This is a genomic window from Agrobacterium sp. AGB01 (assembly GCF_014851585.1).
In the GTDB taxonomy this organism is placed as follows: domain Bacteria; phylum Pseudomonadota; class Alphaproteobacteria; order Rhizobiales; family Rhizobiaceae; genus Agrobacterium.
The window spans coordinates 1,027,577-1,048,981 of sequence record NZ_JACVAB010000001.1; the positions used below are offsets into that span (position 1 = coordinate 1,027,577).

The window sequence follows — 21,405 nt, forward strand, 5'->3', positions numbered from 1 at the left end:
CCCGCAGGATTTGGCAAAAGCGTGGCGTTGCCGTGCTCGCATTCGATAATCGAGCAAAAACCGGCATCGACAAGGCGATACCGGTTTAAAAATGTCGTCATCAGTCGGTTGAACCGATGTTGATGTCGCCCAGCGTACGGAAGCTGAGGCGTGCGCCGATCGACCAGTCATTCGCGGCCTGGCGCTGCGAATTGATTGTGCCGACGTCGGTATATGCAACGGTCAGGATCGTGCATTCGTCCTGATAGGTGATGCCGATTTTACGCTCACTGGAGAACTTGTTGTTCAGATCGTAGTTGATCGAACCGAACAGCGACCAGTTGTCGTTGACCTTCACGCTACCTGCGGCCTTAACAATGTCACGGTCAAACACGTAGCCATAGTCAGGCTGCGCCTTGACCTGGGTGTAGCTGACCTTGGCGCTGAAACGACGGTCAGTGTAACCGACGCCGGTTTCAGAACGCTCGATCTCCAGATCATCCTTGTCGAAGCGAAGGCTGGTCGACAGAGTGAGGCCGATTGGGGCGTCGATTGCCGCCATGGCCACATAGTCGGAGCGATCTGTTTCGAGGCCGGAATTGGCACCTACATTGAGCAGGTCCGGGCTTGCAAACGAGTTTTCGCCAGCCAGAAGGAACGACTGTCCAGCCACGGCGCGGATGCCATAACCATTATCAAACGTACCGTTGTAGCGAATGCCGAGATTGGCACGGGTGCCGCCTTCGATGCGGTCGAAACCGCTGAACTTGTCGCGTTCGAACAGGTTGGTTGCGTCAAACACGAATGCCTGGGCATCTTCGTTTGGCAGGCCGCCACCATATTGTTCATTTGGACGAACAAACAGCTGCGCAATCGGCTCGATGACGTGACTGCTGCTCGTACCCGAGATCAACACGGGATAACGAACTTCAAGACCACCGGTGACCATTCCGCGCAGCGTCGCGTCAGAACGGAAATCGCCGTCATAGGTCGAAGGTGCTGTCATGTCGTTCCAGCTTGCATCACCGCGTGCGGCGAGAAGTGGAGTGACCTGCAGGCCGCTATCGAAGGTAAATGTCCGCTTCCACTCAGTTTCGGTGGTGAAGCGCGAATACGTACCTTCAAGTCCGTTACGGCGCTGGCTACCGTCGAGTGTGTAGATGTCCTGCTCAAGTCGTGTCAGGCTGGTGAAGTTTGTCGTAACCGACAATTCGCCGCCATAAACATCCTCAGGGGCATACCATTTGTAGTCAAGCGATGGATGAATGATCGCCTGCTTGCGCTCTTCTGTCTCAGCCTCGTCGCGGTCCTGAATGTTGAAATAGTAGCCATTCAGATCGAACGAGTTACGCGTACCTTCACCGGTCAGGTAGATGCGGTTGGTCTGGGTAGAACCGCTATATCCAGACAGTTCGTACGTACGCGAGAAGTTGTTGTCGGTCTGGACCATCACGTCCCAGCCGAATGACCAGCGCGGATTGATTTTGAAATCACCCTTGGAGGCGATCATGCCGCGGGTGTCATTTTCCGCGTCACTGGTGCCCAGCGTAAAGGCATCAGAATTTTTCTGGTTGATGCCAGCCATGTTAACGGTGTGGCTGCCATTTTCGAACCGCTGGCGGATTTCTGCCTGAAGCAGGAGGCCCTGGTTCGTGTAGTAATACGGCGTAATCGTCGCATCGGCTGTATCGGACAGGACCTGGAAATACGGAACGCCAATACCAAAGCCAAGATTGTCCGTCACGCTCATGCGCGGGAACAAAAAGCCGGACTTACGCTTTACCGTATTATCAGGAACGACCATGAAGGGGAGGTAGGCAATCGGTTTGCCGAACAGTTCAAAACGGGCCTTTTCCAGACGTACGGTGTGCGTCTTGCCGTCCTGAACTACACGTTCTGCCTTGACCTGCCACAGCGGTGCCTTGTCTGGGCGCTGGGCGCACGGAAGACAGGCTGTATAAACACCATTGTTCAAGACGGTGGTGTTTTCGTCGATACGCTCGGCGCTTTCGCCGGCAATACGGGTATTGTCGGTTGTCTCAACACGCAGGGAATTCAGGAAGCCTTGCGAGAAGTCATCTGTAACATCAAGTTCATCGGCGTAGATCTTGTTGCCGTCAGGTTCGATCAACTCGATGTTTCCACGTGCGATAACGCGGCCAGTCTTCTGGTCGTATTCAACTTGCTGGGCGACCATGCGGTAACCCGTATAATGCATACGTACGCCACCCGTCGCGATAACGCGCTCGGAGTCACGATTATAGGTCAGTTGATTTGCTGTAAGCAGGAGTTTCGAATCATCTGTGTTTTCCGTTGTGACAATGCCATCTTGGGCAAAGGCCACCGGAGCAGATGATATGTACGCGCACACAGCGGCACCCGTCAGAAGGGCCGCCCATAGCCGTCTGATATTCCCGCGGTCATATACCGCCACTAGCCGTCCTCCTGATGAAGCAGCACTGTTGCCCCTAACGCGACCGCCACGATGACTGGTACCCAGACCGCGACGAACGGCGGGATCACGCCACTACTTCCGAATGCCCTTACGAGCACGGTTATTACATAAAGCACGAAGCCGGAAACTATTCCACCCAGAATCACCGAGCGGGATTGAGCGAACCGGCTGAATTTTAACGATACTGTTGCTGCAATCAAGGTCATGGCGACCAGCAGTAACGGCATCGAAAGCATGAAATGATATTGTGTCTCGAGTGCCTTTGACGACAGACCGAACGAACGCGCAATCTCGATTTTTCGAGAAATATCAAAGAAAGCAACGGTTTCCGGCTGCGACATACGCTCTTGCACGAACTCCTGTCTCAAATTGGTGCTGATTTTTGCGCTTTGAAGGAAGCTCGGAATTTGTCCTGGCTGTGTCTGATACACATCAGTAAGATTCCAGTAACCATCCTCCAACTTTGCTGTGCGTGCGTCCTGCCGCATGGTGATGTTGCCGTCCGTATCAAAATGGATCAGCACGGCATCATTGAGCAGGGTGCCACCGTCCTCGAAGCTCTTCGAGCCGATGATTGTGTCCTGTCCGGCGCTGGTTTGACGCAGCCACGGGATCATGTCCGACTGGTGTACGCTGCCACCGCTGTTGCGCCATCCGGCTTCCATCGTCAGGGACTGACGCTGGCCCCAGGCTGCAAGCGGGTTGACGATGGTCATCGTGGCAACGCCCATAAGGGCAGCGCCGATGATGAACGGCATCATGAACTGCCATACGGAAATACCAGCAGCGCGGGTAACAACCAGCTCATAACGCCTGTTCAGCGAAATCAGCGTCGTCATGCCAACAAACAGCGCGATGAACGGAATGGTCTGTTGCAAGATCAATGGCAGACGCAGTGCCGTCAGACCGAGCGCCGCAGGCACCGAGTATCCCGGCAGGCCGGAAAGGCGTCTTGCCGTTTCACTGAAGTCGGCAAGGAAAATAATGCCGGAAACGCCAAGCAGAAACCACACCATGGTGATCAGGTAACGGCTAAGGAAATAACGCGACAGCGTGTTGAAGATCATGCGCTGGCACCTCCCTTGTCAGAGGTAAAGCGCTTGACGACAGAGCGGCGCAGCTTACCCAGACCGTCGGCGAGAGCAGAAGGCAGGCGCAACTTGCGGCCGGTCGCCAACAAGTACATGGCAATAGCACCGCTCAGCACCGGAATGGCGTAAACGAATGGAATGAAAGCCGCGTTCTGTTTCACCTGATTGGTGAAATAGAAACCGAGCCAACGCAGCATGAAGGCAGTGATCAGCGCCGCGACCATCGGATGCATGCGTGCTTCACGGTGCGAACGCGCGTCGGCTGCAATGACCAGCGAGATCAACGCAAAGACGACTGGAAACATCCAGTCGGACAGTCTGCGGTGCAGTTCTGAACGGAAGTTTCCAGGCGACTTCTTATAGGAATCGGACTCGACATCGGGAGACAGAAGGAATGCCAGGCTGCTGTCGCTTGCGGCAAATGTCTGCTCTGTCTTGCTGCTTTCCGACATGGTCGACAGGTCGAAGGCATAGGACATGAACTTGACGATGGACACTTTGCCATCAGGCGTCTTCTGCTGCACTTCACCATCACGCATTGTGAGCGAGGTGCCACCGGCGTCAATAGCGCCTTCCTTGGCGTAATAGATCAGGTCGAAATTCGGGTCGCGCCGGTCGGCAACGAACAAACCACGCAAAACGCGGCCCTGTCGTGCATCGATCTGTACATACAATCCGTCCTGAATGGTGCGGAAGGTCTTTTCTTCGATCACTGAAGACAGAAGATCTGCGTAAGCCGTTGCCACCATCTGTCGCGCCGTGCTGCGGGCAGGCGGCTCGATGAAATTGGTAACCACGAATGAAAATGCGCCGAGCACAACCGCCAGAATAAGAACCGGCCGAAACAGGATGCTGCGCGGCGAACCGGCTGCATCGATGATGGCCAGCTCGGAATCATTGTTCATGGCTGTCATGGTCTGCGTGATGCCAATCACCAGCGCAAACGGCAAAACAACCGGAATAAGTGTCGGCAGAAGCATGGTTGCCAGCGTGGCAAACGAACCCATGGACTGGCCAGTGTCCGTCACAAGGTTGATCCGCTGAAGAACCTGTATCGTCCAGATAATTGCCAGGACCGGAAGCAATGCGGCCAGAAACATCTGGCTGGTGCGTTGCATTATGTATTTTTCAAGTAGCGTCATTCCGGTCCCTGAAGACGTTTTGGCTTCATTCCCTTAAGGGAAGTTCGGCTTATCTAATCGCATCGAACGGCATTGGCGACTCCATGCCAGTCACAAATCCGTTTTATAAAACCTTTTTTTACGGACACTGTGTCTTTTCGTCCGCCGCTTATGGCGCGTTTTTGCTTGCCGCAAGCTTATGTGGATAATTCATATAGGTTGAGCGCAATGAAACATCAAAATGACCGTTTCGAGATGGATTGAACATTTGCGCTGGTCAATTAAAAGACGATGATCGGCCACCCGGTTTGATCTTCTGGTTGCGCCACCCATATGGTGCCTGAACACAAACCGGTCCTTAAACGATTACGTACGAGCAGGAAAATCATGTCCGCCAAGTTCAATATCTCTTTCGCCAAATCTGCTGCCCTTGAAGATGCCGTTGCCGTATTGCTGCAAGCGGCAGGGGAAGATGCGCCCGCCGGTGCCCAGCAGGCTGATCCCGGTGGTGTGATTCCGAAGGCGGCGAAGATTGCAGGCTTTTCGGCCAAGTCGATGAGCGTGCTCGATGTGATCGCGCCGCATAATTCCGATGCCGACCGCATTGTGGTGCTGGGTCTCGGCAAGGCCGGAAAGCTGACCCCCCATGACTGGCTGCGCGCCGGTGGTGTCGCTGCCGCCAACTTCAAGAAGGCCAGCAAGGTCGTGATCTATGCCGATGCACCAGGCGTGGATGTGGATGGTGAAGCTGCAAGCGGCATCGCGCTTGGCCTGCTTCTGCGCGCCTATTCGTTTGACGCATACAAGACCAAGAAGAAGTCAGACGATGAAAAGACATCGAAGACGGTTGAAATCACCATTGTAACGACAGCGCATGACGCTGCCGAAAAGGCGTTCAAGACGGCGCAAGCCGTCGCCGAAGGTGTCAATCTCGCCCGCGAACTGGTCAACCTGCCACCAAACGTGCTCGGCCCAGAAGAATTTGCCGACAAGGCTGTTGAACTGCAGAAGCTCGGCGTCGAAGTCGAAATCCTGGGCGAAAAGGAAATGAAGAAGCTCGGCATGGGCGCATTGCTCGGCGTGGCTCAAGGTTCGGTTCGGCCCCCACGTCTCGCAGTCATGCAGTGGAAGGGTGGCTCGAAGAAGGATGAGCCGATTGCCTTCGTCGGCAAGGGCGTGGTGTTCGATACCGGTGGTATCTCGCTGAAGCCAGGTGCTGGCATGGAAGACATGAAGGGCGACATGGGTGGCGCTGCGGCCGTGACCGGCCTCATGCATGTGCTGGCGGCCCGCAAGGCCAAGGTCAATGTAGTTGGCGTCATCGGTCTGGTTGAAAACATGCCTGACGGAAATGCCCAGCGTCCGGGTGACATCGTCACCTCCATGTCCGGTCAGACAATCGAAATCATCAACACCGATGCCGAAGGTCGCCTCGTGCTGGCTGATGCGCTCTGGTACACCAATGACCGATTCAAGCCAAAATTCATGATCAATCTTGCCACTCTGACCGGTGCGGTCACGGTTGCTCTTGGCAATCTGCAGGCTGGTCTGTTCTCCAATGATGATGAACTGTCTGCCCGCTTGAGCACTGCCGGTGACGTGACCGAAGAAAAACTGTGGCGCCTGCCGCTCGGCAAGGACTATGACAAGATCATTGATTCCAAGTTTGCCGACATGAAGAACAGTGCTGGACGTCTGGCCGGTTCGATCACTGCTGCCCAGTTCCTGAAGCGTTTTGTTGGTGACACGCCTTGGGCGCATCTCGACATTGCCGGCACCGCAATGGGTTCGCCATTAACCGAGATCAACCAGTCCTGGGGTTCCGGCTACGGTGTGCGTCTGCTGAACGAGCTGGTTAGCGCCCACTACGAAGATTGATGATCATCGTACCGCCCAAGGGCAATACCCCTTGGGCGGTATGTTATACTGCGATTTGAAGCATAATGAATAAAGGCGTGGGCATTCCGATGACGGAAGTTCTTTTCTACCATCTAACGGAATCGAAACTCGAGGATGCTCTGCCGCCTTTGCTTGAAAAAAGCCTGGAGCGCGGATGGAAAGTTGTGGTCCAGACCGCCGCTGATGATCGACGCGATGTACTCGACACGCATCTGTGGACATTTCGCGATGACAGTTTTCTGCCGCATGCCACCGAAGCGTCGGATGAGGCTGCAAACCAGCCGGTTCTGCTGACGTCATCTCCTGACAACATCAATCAGGCCAGTGTGCGCTTTATCGTTGATGGTGCCGAACCACCCTCGATTGATTCCTATGAACGTATCGTCTTCATGTTCGACGGATACGACGCAACCCAGCTTGAGGGCGCACGCGCCCAGTGGAAAAAACTGAAAGGCGAGGGGCATAACCTCACCTACTGGCAGCAATCGCCCGAAGGTCGCTGGCAGAAAAAAGCCTGACGCTTGCGCCGTATCTGCCTGACAAGGGCAGTTTTATCGGCAGCGGTACGGTGCCGACCTAATATATCAATGGAAATAATTACGGGTTGTTTCTCGGGTGGAACGAGACCCTAGTCTGCTGATAAATCTTTGTTTAATTTTGTAGTCACGGCTAATGTTTGCTGGTCGTGAGCCTTGCTTGAGGGAAGTCATCTCCTCGAATTGGGCGGGAGAGGAGACATAATGGGTCAAACCGTTCCAGTGCCGGAAAACGAAACTGAACGATTGATGGCCGTACGTTCGATACTGCCTTTTGGAATTGAAGCGACTCCTGAACTTTCTGCCCTGTCTGAACTTGGGCAAAGTGTGTTCTCAACAACCCGGGCTGCGGTTCATATCGTGGATGAGGATTGGCTGCACATTGCTTGCCAGGCCGGTATGCCGTTTTCGGACTGCTCTCGCGATATTTCGATTTGCACCAAAGTTATAACTACCCAAAAAACGTTGATCGTACCCGATCTGAGCGTGCACTCTGAATTGAAGGACTTGCCCTATGTGAAGGCCGGGCCTTGCCTGCGGTTTTATGCAGGCGTGCCGATCGAGCTTGACGCAGGGCTCGTAGTGGGGACTTTCTGCATTGTTGACACGCAACCTCGCCAGCTTTCACCCAATGAGGTTGAAAGCCTCCAACGGTTTGCTGTGTTGGCGGCAGCACTGTTGCGGTTGCAGCGCGCTAATTTCACCATGAGCCTAGCCGAACAAGATTTGAAAACGGCTGCCATGACCGATCCGTTGACAGGGTTCTTTAACCGCAAGGCGCTTGACCATCTCGTGACGCTGCAGCTCAATGCCGCATTGCGCGACGACCAGTTCTTTGGTGCGCTCTACCTCGATATGGATGGCTTCAAGGCGATCAATGACACGCTCGGCCACAGCGCTGGTGACACGGTATTGCAGGAAGCTGCCATACGTATACGCGAGACGGTTCGCGCCGAGGATGTGGTGATCCGTGTTGGTGGCGACGAGTTTGCGATCTTTATTCCAAGGCCGGTTGGTCCAGAGAAGCTGGGCGAACTTGCAGACCGGTTGCTGGTGGCATTCCGCGAACCCTTCGATGCCGATGGAGAACATCTCGTTCATGCCCGATTGAGCATTGGCGGCGCCATTGCGCCAGAGGCAGGACGTGATTTGGGAACCTTGCTGCGCACCGTCGACAAGGCGCTGTATCAAGCCAAGGCCGAAGGCCGCGACCGCTTCGTCTGCCGCACGAACTGATCAAACTCAGTCGGGGTCTTCCGCGCCACGACCGATCGCGGCGCGGAAAAAACATATCAATCGTAGAAGGAATCCACGAACTTGTGACGTCCGAGCAGGAATGCATCGGCAACATGGGTCAGTGGCGCCAGATCGACATCCGACTGCTTCGCCTTGATGATCTCGGCAAAACGTTCGTAAAGCGCCGGATATTCCCGTTCCGGTTCGGCAAACTTCAACTCGCCGTTGATCGACAATTTCGCGCCGCCTTCAGACAGCACCATCTGGCCAGCGTCGGTTTCGGCAACAATGTCCCAGCTCTGCTTTCCGGTCTGGCGCCAATCAAATTCGGCGTGCACATCAAGGCCGGTCACGTCGGCAAAATGGATGTCGGCGGCAATTGGCGCATCACGGTTTTCCGGAAACTCGAGCGTAGCCTTGGTGATGAACAAGGCGCGCGGCAGGATATGGGTGATGATCGACAGGGCATTGATGCCGGGGTCAAACACGCCAAGGCCGCCAGCCTGCCAGATCCATGCCTGGTTGGGGTGCCAGTGGCGCACGTCTTCTTTCCAGATCACATGAACGCTGTTGAGCTTGGTGGAGGCGAGGAAGGACTTGGCAGCCTCTACAGCGGGGGCATAACGCGAGTGCCAGCTTGCAAACAGTGAAAGACCCTTGGAATCGGCAATGCGCACGAGATCCTGCACTTCCGACAGGGTGGCGCCCGGTGGCTTTTCAAGGAAGACGTGTTTGCCAGCCATCAGCGCCTTGTGTGCGGCTTCGTAACGGTACTGTGGCGGCATGCACAGCGATACGGCCTCAAGCTCAGGCACGGCCTCCAGCAATGCGTCGATTGTGCCGTAGGAAGGAACGCCTTCAACAGTGCCGTGACGGCTTGCTGTCGCGATCAGATTGAAATCCGGGTTGCTGGCAATAGCCGGGAGATGCTGGTCCCGGACGATTTTACCGACGCCAACGATGGCGAGCTTTGTACTTGGCATGATTGCTATAATCCGTCTGACTGTTCACGCTATAAATATTATTTTACAAGGTTGTAGCAGAAAGATGAAGGTGAGCAAGATGGCTCGGGCCAATCCATGTGCAAGTTTTGGATTGGTCGCAATTTGCCGGTAAAATAGCGGTTTTTCAGATAATTCCGGCCATCAGCATCGGTTTTTCGTCTGGCTTCTTGTAGCGCAAATGTACGACTTTATAGCCTTCGGCCTTTAGCTGCGTCAGCAAGGCTGGCAGCATGTTGGCGGTGCGCTTGTGAATGTCATGCATCAGGATAATGCCGCTGCCACGGTGGCGCAATGCATCCATTGTACGCGAGGCGACAATGGCTGGTGAATCCTTGAAGTAATCCTTCGAATCGACCTGTACGTCCATGATGACCATGCCACGGCTGTCGAGCGCGTGGCGCAGGCGTCCGGTGTCGGCCAGATAAGGAAAGCGGAAGAACGCTGCGTCCGTATCCGTTGCTGTCGCAACGGCATTCGCACCACGGGAGATTTCCGACATTGCCTGATCGAACGACAGGCTGCGCAGATTGGGATGGCGATAGGTGTGGCTGCCGATACTGTGACCGTCGGCGACTACCTTCTTGGCAATGTCAGGATGGCTTTTGGCCATTTCGCCAACCATCAGGAAAGTGGCTTTCACGCCAAACTCGTCCAGCGTCGCCAGAATGCTTTCCGTTTTGCCAGGTACCGGGCCGTCGTCAAAACTCAATACCACTTCCTTGTTGGCAAGGCTGATATCCGAGAAGGATGAAACGACGATATCGCGTCCGGCCAGGCCAAATGGGCTTCCGGGGCGCATCCATGCAACAGGCGACAGCGCAACGGGGTCATTGGCATGAACAGGGCCATGGGCCGGCATGGTCGCGGCAAAAGAGGTCTTCAGCGAGGCGCCATTAAGATTGGGTTTCCCGGCGCAACCGGACAGGCAGACAGACACAAGTGCGGCGGCGGAAATGGCGCGTAACAGCATGAAGATTCTCGAAAAAAGAGCAGGCTTAAGTGCCTGCGACTTTCTCCGATTATGGTTAATGACTGGTTACTTCACTGCGCGCTTTTTAACGGTCGCGTAAGATTTTAACCGGCCATCGCCTCTTCATATTCGCTGGAAAGCAGCAGCCATTGCTCTTCCACATCGGAAAGCTTGGCGGCGGCTTCACCACGTTCCTTCACCTTCTGCGCAGCCTTGGCTGGCGCCTTTTCGTAAAGGGCAGGGTCTGCGAGTTCCGCATCGAGAGACTGAATCAGCTTCTCAAGTTTTGCTGTCAGCGATTCGATTTCATTGATCTTTTTCTTCAGTGGCGCCAGCGTGGCACGCTTTTCAGCATTCGCCTTGCGCTGGTCCGCCTTTGAAGCCGCATCTACTGCGACTTCAATTTTTTCTTCTTTTTTTTTACCCGAGGAAACGATGAGGTCACGGTATTCATCCATGTCGCCTTCAAAGGTCGTCACGGTGCCGTTGTTTACCAGCCACAACCGGTCAACGGTTGCCTCGATCAGGTGGCGATCGTGCGAGATCAGGATGACTGCACCATCATAAACGTTCAGTGCCTCAATCAAGGCGCGGCGGCTGTCGATATCCAGATGGTTGGTCGGTTCGTCGAGGATCAGCAGGTTTGGCGCGTGGAACGCGGCGAGCCCCATCAGCAGGCGGGCTTTTTCACCACCGGACAGATCCTTGGCAGCCGTTGCCATCTTTTCCGTGGCCAGACCCATCTGCGCAACGCGGGCGCGCACCTTGGCTTCCGGTGCCTGCGGCATCAGCTTGCGCACATGTTCCACCGGCGTTTCGTCCGGGATCAGATCATCCAGCTGATGTTGCGCGAAAAAGCCGATCTTGAGAGATGGCGCCAGTCGCAGGTCACCGCTTTCAGGGGCCAGCTTGCCAGAGATGAACTTGGCAAATGTAGACTTGCCGTTACCGTTGGAACCCAAAAGCGCAATACGGTCGTCATTGTCGATGCGCAGGTTCAATCCCTTGAGGATGGGGTTGCCGGGCGTGTAGCCAACTGCGCCGCCATTGATCGCAACGATGGGCGAGGCGGGCTGCTTTTCCGGTTCGGGGAAGGTGATCGGCTGCACATGATCTTCGATCACGGACGCGACGGTCCCCATGCGCTCCAGAGCCTTGACGCGGCTCTGCGCCTGTTTTGCCTTGGAGGCCTTGGCCTTGAAACGGTCGATAAAGCTCTGCAGGTGTTTGCGCGCGGCATCGTTCTTTGCCTTGGCCTTCATCTGCAGTTCGTCGTTTTCGGCCTTCTGGCGTTCAAACTGGTCGTAACCGCCGCGATAGAAGGTCAGCTTTTTCTGGTCCAGATGCACGATGGCATTGACCGCATTGTTCAACAGGTCACGGTCGTGGCTGATGATGATAACCGTGTAGGGATAACGACGGATATAATCTTCCAGCCATAGCGTACCTTCAAGGTCGAGATAGTTGGTCGGTTCGTCGAGCAGCAACAGGTCCGGCTGAGCAAACAGCACGGATGCTAGCGCCACACGCATGCGCCAGCCGCCGGAAAACGACGATGCCGGGCGCAGCTGTGCCTCCTGGTTGAAGCCGAGACCGGCCAGAATGCTGGAGGCGCGCGCCTCCGCCGAATGGGCGTCGATATCGACAAGACGCATCTGGATTTCCGCAATGCGATGCGGATCCGTTGCGGTTTCAGATTCCAGCAGCAGTGAAGCACGTTCCTTGTCGGCCGCCAGAACAATCTCGATCAGACTGTCCTCGGTGCCAGGTGCTTCCTGGGCCACCTGGCCAATACGTGCGTTTTTAGGAATGGTGACGGCACCGCTTTCAGCGCCCATATCGCCGGTAATCACCCGGAACAGGGTGGATTTTCCAGCGCCATTGCGTCCCACCAGACCGGCTTTTGTGCCGGACGGCAGTGTCACGCTGGCGTGGTCAAGAAGAAGGCGTCCGGCAATGCGGGCTGAAAGGTCGCTAATCGTAATCATGGCGCCGTTTTGGCTGAACTCTTGGCTTAAGGCAAGAGCGTGAAAGCCACAGTTTACGTCAGGAATTTGAAGGCTTTTGAATTCAGGCGCCGATTTGCAGCAGATAGCTGTTGCGCGAACGTTTGGCGACGTCCCGCGAATAGGGAACCACACAGTTGCCTTCACGGCTGCGCGCCGCCAGCAACGAAATTTCGGCATTGCCATAAAACTCGGCGGCTGAGGTCAGTCCATCGACAACAGCGACACCGATCGATACGGTCAGTTTGTCGTCCTGTCCGGTCTTGTTGATAAAACGCAGCGATTCAACCGTGCGACGCAGACGCTCCGCGATGTTTTCAGCTGCATTAAGTGGCACTTCGGAAAACAGGAAGGCGAATTCGTTACCGGCTGTGCGGGCGACAAAATCCTGCTTCTTGATCGATTTGCGGAACAGGGCTGCCAGACGTCGCAGGGCACGGTTGCCGGCGGTTGCGCCATAACGCTCGTTCACCTGACGGAAATTGTCGATATTGACCAGCAGCATGGCAAAATGCGTCTGCGGTTGCTTGTCAATGAACAGGGCTGAGAGTTTTTCAGCAAAGGCGATGCGATTGGGCAGCATCGTCAAATGGTCGCGCAAGGAAATACGGCGAGCCTTTTCAATGCTGGCTTCACACTCCTGCATGGTTTCCAGACCTTTGGTCACGAAATGCAGCAGGCTGGATTGTTCCTCATGAAGCAAGGCGGCAAAATGCAACAGCTCTTCCTGCGTGCCGATATGGTCTGCATCAAGGCCAGAGGAAGCGAGAAGCGTGGTGGAGCGGTGCAGCGCAACAGTCAGACGTTGCGAAATCTGTTCAATGGTACGGCTGATCTCGGAGGCAGCTTTGCCGGCGGTAATGCCGCAATGCCCCGGCAGATTGTATTTCAGACCAATCTCGTCAAGGTCGTGCTGCTGCGGTGCATTGCCAAGCGCGAGTATATCGCGCCCCATTTCAGGGTTGTGGCCGGACAAGACCTCATAAAACAGTTCATAGTTGCGAGGGATGGGGGCAACATGCATCTTCGCCATGAACTGGATGATCTTGGAAGCAACGAGGTTATTTCTGGCAACACTCTTTGTCGCCTTTTTAGCCAGTTCTGCGCCCATATCCGTCTTGGTCCCCTTGTCGAACGAAATGATGCCCAAGCAATTACGTATATTTGCGATTACTTGTATTTTTAATGGTTATTGCAGCAATTCCATCGTCTTATGACAAACTCTCCTTAAAATTGAATAAAGGCCTCATTATAGAATTCTGTATTTACGGAACGATGCTTCGTTATTGTTATTATTGATAGGCGCCATGATAATTGCTGATTTGATCATGGTCAGAAGATGAGATTTGATAGGGCGAATAGCAGCCAGGAGAACACTTGATGTCGAGAACGCTTTATTCCCTTTGTGGCAAGGATACGGCCCGGCCTTTTTCACCACATTGCTGGAAAACAGTTCTCTCATTGGGGCATAAAGGGCTGGATTTTGAAGAAAGACCACTGCCTTTCAGCGCTATTCCCGCTGCAGAGGGCGGCTTTTCGAAAACTGTTCCTATCCTGCGTGACGGCGACTACCTGGTGAATGACAGTTTCCAGATCGCTCTCTATCTCGATGAAGCCTACCCGGAACGGCCCTCGCTGTTTAATGGCGAAGGCGGCAAGGCCATGGCACGGATGATTGAGAGCTGGTCGCAAACCACATTGCACCCGGCAATTGTTCGCATCGCGGTTGTAGATATCCATGACATGCTGGAACAGAAGGATCAGGTCTATTTCCGAGAAAGCCGGACAAGGGCTCTTGGAAAATCGCTGGAAGAGGCCAGTGCGGAGCGGGATGCTGAAATTGCGGCTTTCCCGCAGAAACTGGAACCGTTGCGCCGCACCTTGAGCTATCAGCCCTTTATCGGTGGCGACGGCCCGCTGTTTGCCGACTACATCGTGTTTGGTGCCTTGCAATGGGCACGGATTGTTTCCGGCGTCGATCTTTTCGGCGCTGATGACCCGGTGCGAGAGTGGTTCGAGCGTTGCCTTGATCTCTATGGTGCGAGGGGTCGGAGTGTGACACCCGCATGAAACTTGGACGATCCCCCTTGTTTTCGGGCCTTTGGGCGGGTAAACACCGCCCACTTTCTTTAAAGAACAAGGAAACGGACACATGGCGATTGAACGCACATTTTCGATGATCAAGCCGGACGCAACCAAGCGTAACCTCACTGGCGCCATCACCAAGGTATTTGAAGACAACGGCCTGCGCATCATCGCGTCCAAGCGCGTCTGGATGAGCAAGCGCGAAGCTGAAGGCTTCTACGCTGTTCACAAAGAGCGTCCTTTCTTCGGTGAACTGGTTGAAGGCATGACTTCTGGTCCGACCATCGTTCAGGTTCTGGAAGGCGAAAACGCTATCCTCAAGAACCGCGAAATCATGGGCGCTACCAACCCAGCAAACGCTGACGAAGGCACCATCCGCAAGCAGTTCGCTCTGTCGATCGGCGAAAACTCCGTTCACGGTTCCGATGCTCCGGAAACAGCTGTGCAGGAAATCGCTTACTGGTTCGCAGAAACAGAAATCGTTGGCTGAATCAGTTTGTGAGCGACCGGAATCACCTTTTCAGGGAAACGGTTCAAACAACTGAAATACATTGAAGAACGGAGCCGAAAGGCTCCGTTTTTTATTGGCGTGTTTAGGGTTTTGGAGTTGTTGGCTTTATATCGAGCAACCCTGAACAGGGCTCATATCCGTCGTGCCATCGGTCCGAAACACATCCGGGTTCGGTGTATAAAGCGGCCCGACGACCAGCGGCTTGGCCGGCAGCTGTGACTGATCGGTGTTCGAGCTTATGCTGGTTTCGATTGTTTGCCGTAACAACCCATCGGCGTCTTTCAGCCGGATCGTCACCTTGTAAGGCCGACCCTTTTTCACGCATTCAATTGGCGGGCTTTGCAGCACAATTTTTTCCGTTTTGGGAAACAGCTTCTCGACGGTCGAGAGAGGAGCACCGCCGCGTGGATTTTCAAACTCCGCCTCTGCCGTGCTGCCAGCCGTGATCGGGGCCAACGGTTGCAGCGTGACCAGATAATTGGCGGTTGCCACCCGGTAATTGAACACAAACATGCGGCCGGACAGTTTGGCGATGTCGCCGTGGTCTTCGCGCTGGCAACCAGCCATCGATACAGTTGCCAAAAGGAATACAAGACTGAGCGGCCTCATGCCGTTTCCTCCTTTGTGCGATGGTAGTGGCGGGCAGCTTTTTGCCTGTTGCCGCACACGGCCATGTCGCACCAGACGCGGCTACGGTTTTTGCTGCGGTCAATGAACAGCCAACCGCAATTGCCACAGATCCTGATCCGCTGCCGCTCCGTGCCGGCAATCAGCTGCAGCGCTGATCTGGCGGTCGCGGCCTCCAGCGATTGATCATGCGGCGCATGGCGAAGCGCAGCGGCAGCAGTCTCCAACAACTGCGCCAATAACAGGCGGTCATCAATTCCCGAGACAGCCACTCGGAAGTAGCTGTCAGTTGCCTCACGCAGCGAAAGCAGCAGGGGGCGATTGCGTGCCTTTGTCGGCACCAACTCAGCACCGTGTTTTTGGTCGCCGCTCAGCGCACTTGCGGCGGCCGCAAAACTGTCGATCTGCTTGGGCACGGCAAACCGGTCGAGAGATTTTTCGGGAGAAAATCGCAAAATCACACTGTTTGCCACATCAAGGGCAAGCGTGCCGCCAGAAAATCGGTGTGGTGTCCACGAAAAATCCATGCCAAATTATAACTGTTAAAATGACTTTTACCAGTTATAATAATGTGACGGTTGAGGGCGGCGTGATGGCATATCTCGTGCAGCAGCTTTTGAATGCCATCCCCATTGCAGCGCTTTATGCGGTGCTGGCCTTTGGTTACACGATCGTTTTTTCGCTGACCCGTCGTGCAGATGTTACCTATGGCGCAATCTTCGCTTTTGCCGGCCAGACCTATCTGTTGTTTGCGGATTTCGGCTGGAACCAGCTGTGGCTTATTCTGCCAGCCACGTTGGCTTTTGGCGCAGCCTTTGCCCTGTCGGCTGGTTTATGGGCAGGCGTGGTCGTCGGACGCACGATCATTCGCCCCTTGGTGATGGCCTCACCCAATGCGGTCATGGTGGCAGGTCTTGGCGTGCTGATTGCCCTGATGGAGGGCGCGCGGCTTGCAGCCAATACGCGGGTCTTGTGGTTGCCGCCTCTGTTTCAGGGACCGATTGTGCTGTTCTCCTATCAGGGCTTTTCCCTGACGGTGACGGCCGTGCAGCTTTTCAACACGGTTGTTTTCCTGTGCCTGATTGCACTGATCAACTATTACCTGCGCGTCTCGACTTTTGGGCGGCAATGGAAAGCTGTGGCGAATGATGCCTTTGCAGCCGAGCTATGTGGTGTCAATTCCGGCCGTATCCTGTTGCTGTCCTATTGTCTGGCCGCCTGCCTTGCGGCCATCGCCGCGATTTTTGCGACCAGCTATTATGGCAATATGGACTTTGGCGCGGGGCTGACATTTGGGCTCAAGATCGTGCTGATCTCGGCGGCCGGCGGTTATTCCAGCCCGCTTTCCTCTGCCTTTGGCGCGGCAAGCATCGGAGTGGCAGAGACGCTATGGGGCGGCTATGGTCCGGTCATGTGGCGCGACGCAGCCGTGCTGCTGGGGCTTGTGGTCTGGTTGGTGATCCGCAGAAGCGAAACTCAAATACCGTAGGGATGGTAGTGCTTAGCGCCACTTGTCCTTGGCCGTTTCATCGGCGCTTTTGGCATTGATCCATTCACCGGTACTGCCATCCTTGCCATGTTCTTTTTTCCAGAACGGCGCGGATGTTTTCAGATAATCCATCACGAAGTTTGCGCCATCAAAGGCTGCCTGCCGATGACGCGAGGCGGCAATAACCAGAACGATGTTGTCGCCGGTTGGGATTTTGCCAAAACGGTGGATGGCCGTCAGGCCAAGAAGGTCAAAACGTTCAATGGCGAGCGCAGCGATGCGGTTTAGCTCCGCTTCTGCCATGCCGGGATAATGCTCAAGCTCCAGTGCAGACAATGTGCCGCCGTCATCACGGCAAAGACCGGTAAAGGTAACGACAGCGCCAATGCTGCGGTCATTGTCGGTCAGCTTTTTTGCTTCAGCGGCTGCATCGAAGTCATCGGACTGCACACGAATGGTCGGCTTGATCGTCATGGTGTACTCGTAACAGCTCTTAGTGAGTTGGCCGGGGTGTAACTACGGACCCCCTTATTCCTGTGACAAGCATAGAATTGAGGGAAGGGGTGTTGCGCCCTTCCATCCCAATCAGCCGCCGGTCATTGGTGGAAAAATTCCGATTTCGCGCGCGCCCTCGATGCTTTCATCGTGGTCGATATGTTCCTGATTGACAGCGACGCGGATGGCGTGCGGAAATTCAAATGCCGCCTCGTAATTCTCGCCAAGCGTGGTCAGATAGGCCAGCAGATCACCTGCCGTTTTGACCGAAGCGGGGATATCCAGCTCCTCTTCGGCCGTACCAATCTTCTCCCGAACCCAGGCGAAATAAACGAGGCGTGTCATTATTCGGCGTCCACGATGTGCTTGAGGCCAGCCCTGAAATAGTCATAGCCGGTGTAAATCGTCAGCGCGGCCGCAAGCCACAACAGGCCGATACCGGTTTCGGTGGTGTAAGGCAGAACCTTGTCGCCGGCAGGGCCGGCCAGCAGGAAAGCGATGGCCACCATCTGGATGGTGGTCTTCCCCTTGGCGATCTGCGTGACCGGAACGGACACCTTCAATGCAGCGAGATATTCGCGCAGGCCGGACACAAGGATTTCACGGCACAGAATAGTAATGGCGGCCCATACCGACCAACCGGCAATCGTACCATCTGCTGCCATCAACAAAAGAACGGAAGCAATCAGCAGCTTGTCGGCAATCGGATCCAGCATGCGGCCGATGTTGGATGTCTGGTTCCAGATACGCGCCAGATAGCCATCGAGAAAGTCGGTGATAGAAGCGACGATAAAAATCCACAGCGCTGTCCAGCGCGCAAAATCCGAGCTTGCCAGCTGTCCCTCCACAAAGAAGCACAGTACAATGACCGGTACGGCCAGAATACGGGCATAGGTAAGAAGATTCGGAATATTGTACGCGCGAGAAGCCATTGAGAACCTGCCTTACGGAATTTCAGCTTTAGATGAAGCCGCACGCTGTCAGCGTCAACATCTGTTTGTGTTTTTTTTAGCAAGCAGATGACGAGGAGATCGTCATTCTGCGCCATTTTCGTGAAAATGATTATAAACCTGCCGGGCAACCGCCTCGGAAATGCCGGTTACATTCATCAGGTCATTTAGACCAGCCCGCGAAACGGCTTTTGCCGTACCGAAATGCTGCAAAAGCGCGCGTTTGCGGCCGGGACCAATACCACTGATTTCATCCAGCGGATTCTTGATCATTTCTTTTTTGCGGCGTGCCCGGTGGGAGCCGATGGCAAAACGGTGCGCTTCGTCGCGCATGCGCTGGATGAAGTAGAGAACCGGATCGCGTGGCGGCAGGGAAAAGTCACTGCGACCGTCGGCAAAGAAACGTTCTCTGCCCGCATCACGGTCGACACCCTTGGCAACACCGATGGCCGTGACGCAATCGCCGATATCAAGTTCATCAAGAATACCACGAACCGCTGTCATCTGGCCTTGGCCACCATCGATCAGGATAACGTCTGGCCATGCGGGGAAAGGCATGTCAGCGGCATCCTCGGTTGACGTAACCTGATTGCGATCGGGTTTGCCTTCTTCTTTCAACAGGCGCGAAAACCGGCGGGTCATCACCTCGCGCATCATGCCAAAGTCATCGCCGGGCGTGATGTCCGTCGATTTGATGTTGAACTTGCGATACTGGTTCTTCACGAAACCTTCCGGTCCCGCCACCACCATGCCGCCAACAGCATTGGTGCCCATGATATGGGAGTTATCGTAGATTTCGATACGGCGTGGCACATAAGACAGGTTGAAGGTGTCTGCAAAACCTTTCAGTAAGCGCTCCTGCGACGACGTTTCAGCCAGCTTGCGGCCATGCGCTTCACGCGCATTGCCCAGTACATGGTCAACGATATCCTTTTTCTCACCGCGTTGCGGCACCGAGATCGTGACCTTGTGGTTGGCCTTTTCGCCAAGTGCTGCCGCCAGCAGTTCCTGTTCTTCCACTGTCTCGGAAAGCAGGATTTGCTTTGGCACCGGTTTGTCGTCGTAAAATTGCGCGAGAAACGCGTTGAGGACTTCCGAAGGCGGCAAAGAAGGATCGGCTTTCGGAAAATAGGCGCGGTTACCCCAATTCTGGCCGGTGCGGAAGAAGAACACCTGGATACAGGAAATGCCACCTTCGTGATGAATGGCAAACACGTCAGCTTCTTCAATGCCAGCCGGGTTGATGCCCTGATGGCTCTGCACATGGCTGAGGGCTGCCAGCCTGTCGCGGTAGACGGCAGCGCGCTCGAAATCCAGATCTTCCGCCGCTTCGTTCATCTGCCGGGCAATCGCGGTCTTTACGCTTTGGCTTTTGCCCGAAAGGAAGTCTTTGGCTTCCTGAACAAGTTCTGCATACCCCGCATCGCTGACTTCATGCGTGCAGGGGCCGGAACATCGTTTGATTTGGTAAAGCAGACAGGGGCGGGTGCGCGTTTCAAACACACTGTCTGTGCAGGTGCGGATAAGAAACGCCCGTTGCAACGAGTTGATGGTGCGTCCAACCGCACCGGCCGATGCAAATGGCCCGAAATAATCGCCCTTACGGGCGCGGGCGCCACGATGTTTGAAGATCGCAGGGGCGCGATTGTCAGCCGTAATAAGAATGTAGGGAAACGACTTGTCGTCGCGCAGCAGCACGTTGAACCGCGGGCGCAGACGTTTGATGAGGTTTGCTTCCAGCAGCAGAGCCTCGGTTTCCGTGCGGGTGGTGACAAACTCCATATTCACCGTCAGCCGCACCATTTGGCCAATTCGGTTGGAGTGGAAGCGGCCCTGGGCGTAATTGCCCACACGCTTTTTCAACGAGCGTGCCTTGCCGACGTAAAGCACGTCGCCTGCGTCGTTGAACATGCGGTAAACGCCCGGCCGGTTCGGCAGGTGTTTCACAAACTCGGCAATCAGGTCCATGCCCTTCAGGCCGGTTTCATTTTTCCATCCGGCAGACCAGTCAATGGATGCGCCAACGCTTGCGACTTCGTTCTCAGGGGACGAAGCAATGGCGTCATCTTCATCATCGTCGGTTTCATCGAAGAGAATGCCGCCCTCGGGCAGCTTCTGTCCGTTCATTCAGGTATCTCCGCCACGTCAGGGGTTTCCCAAGCGAGGTGTTGCCCGCCATCAAGGGCGATCATCTGCCCGGTGATAGACGGTGTGTCAAAAAGAAAACGAACCGTGCGGCCGAATTCATCCGGCTGCGGTCCTCTCTTTAATATAAGGCCGTCGATCTGCGCCTGAAAGTCCTGTGGTCGCTGTCTTTCACTTCTAAATGACGGACCAGGGCCAATGGCATTCACCCGCACGCGTGGTGCAAAGGCCTGCGCCATGGTTTGCGTTGCGGTCCAAAGTGCGGATTTAGACAAGGTATAAGAATAAAAGCGTGGATTGGGTGCCCAGACTCGCTGGTCAATAATGTTGACGATCAGACCGTTCATGTCCTGCGGCAACTGGTGCACCAATCCGGCTGCCAGAATGGACGGCGCACGGACATGAACGGCAAAATGTGCGTCAAATGTCGCCGAATCGAATGTATCAGCCGAATCGCTGCGGAAAATCGAGGCGTTATTGATGAGAATTCCGATAGGACCAAGCGTGTTACTGGCCTGCTCCATCAAATCGGATGTTGAGGCGATATCGGCAAGGTCTGCCGCAAAAGCCTGCGCTTTGCCACCGTTGCGCCTTATTGTATTAGCGAACTCTTCTGCTTCGAGGATGGAAGAGCGTGCATGGACGGCAATAGCGAAGCCGTGAGCAGCCATATCTTCGGCAATTGCCCGCCCAAGTCGTCTGGAAGCGCCGGTGATCAAGACTGTTTTTGGTATTTTTTCCATCGAAACCGGCTTTATATCTGCATCTAAGTATATAGGAAGACGATATAAATCAAATTTCGAAGC

General features: G+C 54.9%; 20 protein-coding genes. 6 read left to right on the forward strand and 14 right to left on the reverse strand.

From position 1 onward, the window contains the following. Positions 1 to 100: 100 nt before the first annotated feature. Genes IB237_RS04865 through lptF form a run of 3 tightly spaced genes read right to left on the reverse strand, consistent with a single transcriptional unit; the run spans position 101 to position 4,667 of the window. Entirely contained in the window at positions 101 to 2,413 is a 2,313-nt protein-coding gene (locus IB237_RS04865) for an LPS-assembly protein LptD (RefSeq protein ID WP_192487445.1), read from the reverse strand. Continuing rightward, on the reverse strand, positions 2,413 to 3,501 hold the full coding sequence (gene lptG / locus IB237_RS04870) for an LPS export ABC transporter permease LptG (RefSeq protein ID WP_192487446.1): 1,089 nt from the start codon (positions 3,499 to 3,501) through the stop codon (positions 2,413 to 2,415). The genes IB237_RS04865 and lptG overlap by 1 nt, the downstream gene beginning before the upstream one ends. Further along, entirely contained in the window at positions 3,498 to 4,667 is a 1,170-nt protein-coding gene (lptF, locus tag IB237_RS04875; RefSeq protein ID WP_192487447.1) for an LPS export ABC transporter permease LptF, read from the reverse strand. Before lptF ends, lptG begins: the two co-directional genes overlap by 4 nt. A gap of 366 nt (positions 4,668 to 5,033) precedes the next feature. Here lptF and IB237_RS04880 point away from each other — a divergent pair, with 366 nt between their 5' ends. The 3 genes from IB237_RS04880 to IB237_RS04890 all read left to right on the forward strand — a co-directional run bounded on the left by IB237_RS04880 (position 5,034) and on the right by IB237_RS04890 (position 8,317). Further along, the gene (locus IB237_RS04880) at positions 5,034 to 6,524 is read left to right on the forward strand and encodes a leucyl aminopeptidase (protein ID WP_192487448.1); all 1,491 of its coding nucleotides are present in this window, start codon (positions 5,034 to 5,036) and stop codon (positions 6,522 to 6,524) included. An 89-nt stretch (positions 6,525 to 6,613) separates the two neighbouring features. Continuing rightward, positions 6,614 to 7,063 carry a DNA polymerase III subunit chi gene (locus IB237_RS04885; RefSeq protein WP_192487449.1) on the forward strand — a complete coding sequence of 150 codons (450 nt, stop codon included), beginning with the start codon at positions 6,614 to 6,616 and terminating at the stop codon, positions 7,061 to 7,063. Between the two features lie 222 nt (positions 7,064 to 7,285). Next, the gene (locus IB237_RS04890; protein WP_192487450.1) at positions 7,286 to 8,317 is read left to right on the forward strand and encodes a sensor domain-containing diguanylate cyclase; all 1,032 of its coding nucleotides are present in this window, start codon (positions 7,286 to 7,288) and stop codon (positions 8,315 to 8,317) included. 56 nt (positions 8,318 to 8,373) lie between these two features. Here IB237_RS04890 and IB237_RS04895 read toward each other — a convergent pair whose 3' ends face one another. The 4 genes from IB237_RS04895 to IB237_RS04910 all read right to left on the reverse strand — a co-directional run bounded on the left by IB237_RS04895 (position 8,374) and on the right by IB237_RS04910 (position 13,447). After that, entirely contained in the window at positions 8,374 to 9,300 is a 927-nt protein-coding gene (locus IB237_RS04895; protein WP_192487451.1) for a Gfo/Idh/MocA family protein, read from the reverse strand. A 145-nt stretch (positions 9,301 to 9,445) separates the two neighbouring features. Beyond that, positions 9,446 to 10,291: a polysaccharide deacetylase family protein gene (locus tag IB237_RS04900; protein WP_192487452.1), complete on the reverse strand. Its 846-nt coding sequence runs from the start codon at positions 10,289 to 10,291 to the stop codon at positions 9,446 to 9,448. Positions 10,292 to 10,395: 104 nt separating this feature from the next. Further along, complete coding sequence (locus tag IB237_RS04905; RefSeq protein ID WP_192487453.1) at positions 10,396 to 12,279, reverse strand: ABC-F family ATP-binding cassette domain-containing protein; 1,884 nt, start codon at positions 12,277 to 12,279, stop codon at positions 10,396 to 10,398. A gap of 82 nt (positions 12,280 to 12,361) precedes the next feature. Then, entirely contained in the window at positions 12,362 to 13,447 is a 1,086-nt protein-coding gene (locus IB237_RS04910) for a GGDEF domain-containing protein (protein WP_246787646.1), read from the reverse strand. A 230-nt stretch (positions 13,448 to 13,677) separates the two neighbouring features. Here IB237_RS04910 and IB237_RS04915 point away from each other — a divergent pair, with 230 nt between their 5' ends. Together IB237_RS04915 and ndk are read left to right on the forward strand one after the other, a co-directional pair. Beyond that, positions 13,678 to 14,367 carry a glutathione S-transferase family protein gene (locus tag IB237_RS04915; RefSeq protein ID WP_192487454.1) on the forward strand — a complete coding sequence of 230 codons (690 nt, stop codon included), beginning with the start codon at positions 13,678 to 13,680 and terminating at the stop codon, positions 14,365 to 14,367. Between the two features lie 82 nt (positions 14,368 to 14,449). After that, positions 14,450 to 14,872 (forward strand): nucleoside-diphosphate kinase, encoded by a 423-nt coding sequence (gene ndk, locus IB237_RS04920; protein WP_018898730.1) that lies wholly within the window; start codon positions 14,450 to 14,452, stop codon positions 14,870 to 14,872. 126 nt (positions 14,873 to 14,998) lie between these two features. Here ndk and IB237_RS04925 read toward each other — a convergent pair whose 3' ends face one another. Further along, positions 14,999 to 15,502: a hypothetical protein gene (locus tag IB237_RS04925; RefSeq protein WP_192487455.1), complete on the reverse strand. Its 504-nt coding sequence runs from the start codon at positions 15,500 to 15,502 to the stop codon at positions 14,999 to 15,001. Then, positions 15,499 to 16,047 (reverse strand): CGNR zinc finger domain-containing protein, encoded by a 549-nt coding sequence (locus IB237_RS04930; protein ID WP_192487456.1) that lies wholly within the window; start codon positions 16,045 to 16,047, stop codon positions 15,499 to 15,501. Before IB237_RS04930 ends, IB237_RS04925 begins: the two co-directional genes overlap by 4 nt. A gap of 65 nt (positions 16,048 to 16,112) precedes the next feature. Between IB237_RS04930 and IB237_RS04935 the strand changes: the two genes are divergently transcribed. Beyond that, the gene (locus IB237_RS04935) at positions 16,113 to 17,009 is read left to right on the forward strand and encodes a branched-chain amino acid ABC transporter permease (RefSeq protein ID WP_192487880.1); all 897 of its coding nucleotides are present in this window, start codon (positions 16,113 to 16,115) and stop codon (positions 17,007 to 17,009) included. A 12-nt stretch (positions 17,010 to 17,021) separates the two neighbouring features. Here the strand turns inward: IB237_RS04935 and IB237_RS04940 are convergent, their stop codons facing one another. The 5 genes from IB237_RS04940 to IB237_RS04960 form a co-directional block, all read right to left on the reverse strand. Beyond that, on the reverse strand, positions 17,022 to 17,483 hold the full coding sequence (locus tag IB237_RS04940) for a molybdenum cofactor biosynthesis protein MoaE (RefSeq protein WP_192487457.1): 462 nt from the start codon (positions 17,481 to 17,483) through the stop codon (positions 17,022 to 17,024). A gap of 111 nt (positions 17,484 to 17,594) precedes the next feature. Continuing rightward, the gene (moaD, locus tag IB237_RS04945) at positions 17,595 to 17,849 is read right to left on the reverse strand and encodes a molybdopterin converting factor subunit 1 (protein WP_192487458.1); all 255 of its coding nucleotides are present in this window, start codon (positions 17,847 to 17,849) and stop codon (positions 17,595 to 17,597) included. After that, complete coding sequence (gene pgsA, locus IB237_RS04950; RefSeq protein WP_192487459.1) at positions 17,849 to 18,436, reverse strand: CDP-diacylglycerol--glycerol-3-phosphate 3-phosphatidyltransferase; 588 nt, start codon at positions 18,434 to 18,436, stop codon at positions 17,849 to 17,851. The genes moaD and pgsA overlap by 1 nt, the downstream gene beginning before the upstream one ends. A gap of 102 nt (positions 18,437 to 18,538) precedes the next feature. Next, positions 18,539 to 20,581, reverse strand: a complete 2,043-nt coding sequence (uvrC, locus tag IB237_RS04955; protein ID WP_192487460.1) for an excinuclease ABC subunit UvrC — start codon at positions 20,579 to 20,581, stop codon at positions 18,539 to 18,541. After that, a complete protein-coding gene (locus IB237_RS04960) occupies positions 20,578 to 21,342 on the reverse strand; it encodes an SDR family oxidoreductase (RefSeq protein ID WP_192487461.1) in 765 nt (254 codons plus the stop codon). Before IB237_RS04960 ends, uvrC begins: the two co-directional genes overlap by 4 nt. Positions 21,343 to 21,405: the final 63 nt, after the last annotated feature.

Bases quoted from the DNA above. Each gene is read 5' to 3' on its own strand.
- IB237_RS04890 (WP_192487450.1), top strand. From the start codon at position 7,286: ATGGGTCAAACCGTTCCAGTGCCGGAAAACGAAACTGAACGATTGATG.
- IB237_RS04925 (WP_192487455.1), bottom strand. From the start codon at position 15,502: ATGAGGCCGCTCAGTCTTGTATTCCTTTTGGCAACTGTATCGATGGCT.
- moaD (WP_192487458.1), bottom strand. From the start codon at position 17,849: ATGACACGCCTCGTTTATTTCGCCTGGGTTCGGGAGAAGATTGGTACG.
- IB237_RS04885 (WP_192487449.1), top strand. From the start codon at position 6,614: ATGACGGAAGTTCTTTTCTACCATCTAACGGAATCGAAACTCGAGGAT.
- lptG (WP_192487446.1), bottom strand. From the start codon at position 3,501: ATGATCTTCAACACGCTGTCGCGTTATTTCCTTAGCCGTTACCTGATC.
- IB237_RS04915 (WP_192487454.1), top strand. From the start codon at position 13,678: ATGTCGAGAACGCTTTATTCCCTTTGTGGCAAGGATACGGCCCGGCCT.
- IB237_RS04900 (WP_192487452.1), bottom strand. From the start codon at position 10,291: ATGCTGTTACGCGCCATTTCCGCCGCCGCACTTGTGTCTGTCTGCCTG.
- ndk (WP_018898730.1), top strand. From the start codon at position 14,450: ATGGCGATTGAACGCACATTTTCGATGATCAAGCCGGACGCAACCAAG.
- IB237_RS04960 (WP_192487461.1), bottom strand. From the start codon at position 21,342: ATGGAAAAAATACCAAAAACAGTCTTGATCACCGGCGCTTCCAGACGA.
- pgsA (WP_192487459.1), bottom strand. From the start codon at position 18,436: ATGGCTTCTCGCGCGTACAATATTCCGAATCTTCTTACCTATGCCCGT.
- IB237_RS04895 (WP_192487451.1), bottom strand. From the start codon at position 9,300: ATGCCAAGTACAAAGCTCGCCATCGTTGGCGTCGGTAAAATCGTCCGG.
- IB237_RS04930 (WP_192487456.1), bottom strand. From the start codon at position 16,047: ATGGATTTTTCGTGGACACCACACCGATTTTCTGGCGGCACGCTTGCC.
- uvrC (WP_192487460.1), bottom strand. From the start codon at position 20,581: ATGAACGGACAGAAGCTGCCCGAGGGCGGCATTCTCTTCGATGAAACC.
- IB237_RS04905 (WP_192487453.1), bottom strand. From the start codon at position 12,279: ATGATTACGATTAGCGACCTTTCAGCCCGCATTGCCGGACGCCTTCTT.
- IB237_RS04935 (WP_192487880.1), top strand. From the start codon at position 16,113: ATGGCATATCTCGTGCAGCAGCTTTTGAATGCCATCCCCATTGCAGCG.
- IB237_RS04940 (WP_192487457.1), bottom strand. From the start codon at position 17,483: ATGACGATCAAGCCGACCATTCGTGTGCAGTCCGATGACTTCGATGCA.
- IB237_RS04880 (WP_192487448.1), top strand. From the start codon at position 5,034: ATGTCCGCCAAGTTCAATATCTCTTTCGCCAAATCTGCTGCCCTTGAA.
- lptF (WP_192487447.1), bottom strand. From the start codon at position 4,667: ATGACGCTACTTGAAAAATACATAATGCAACGCACCAGCCAGATGTTT.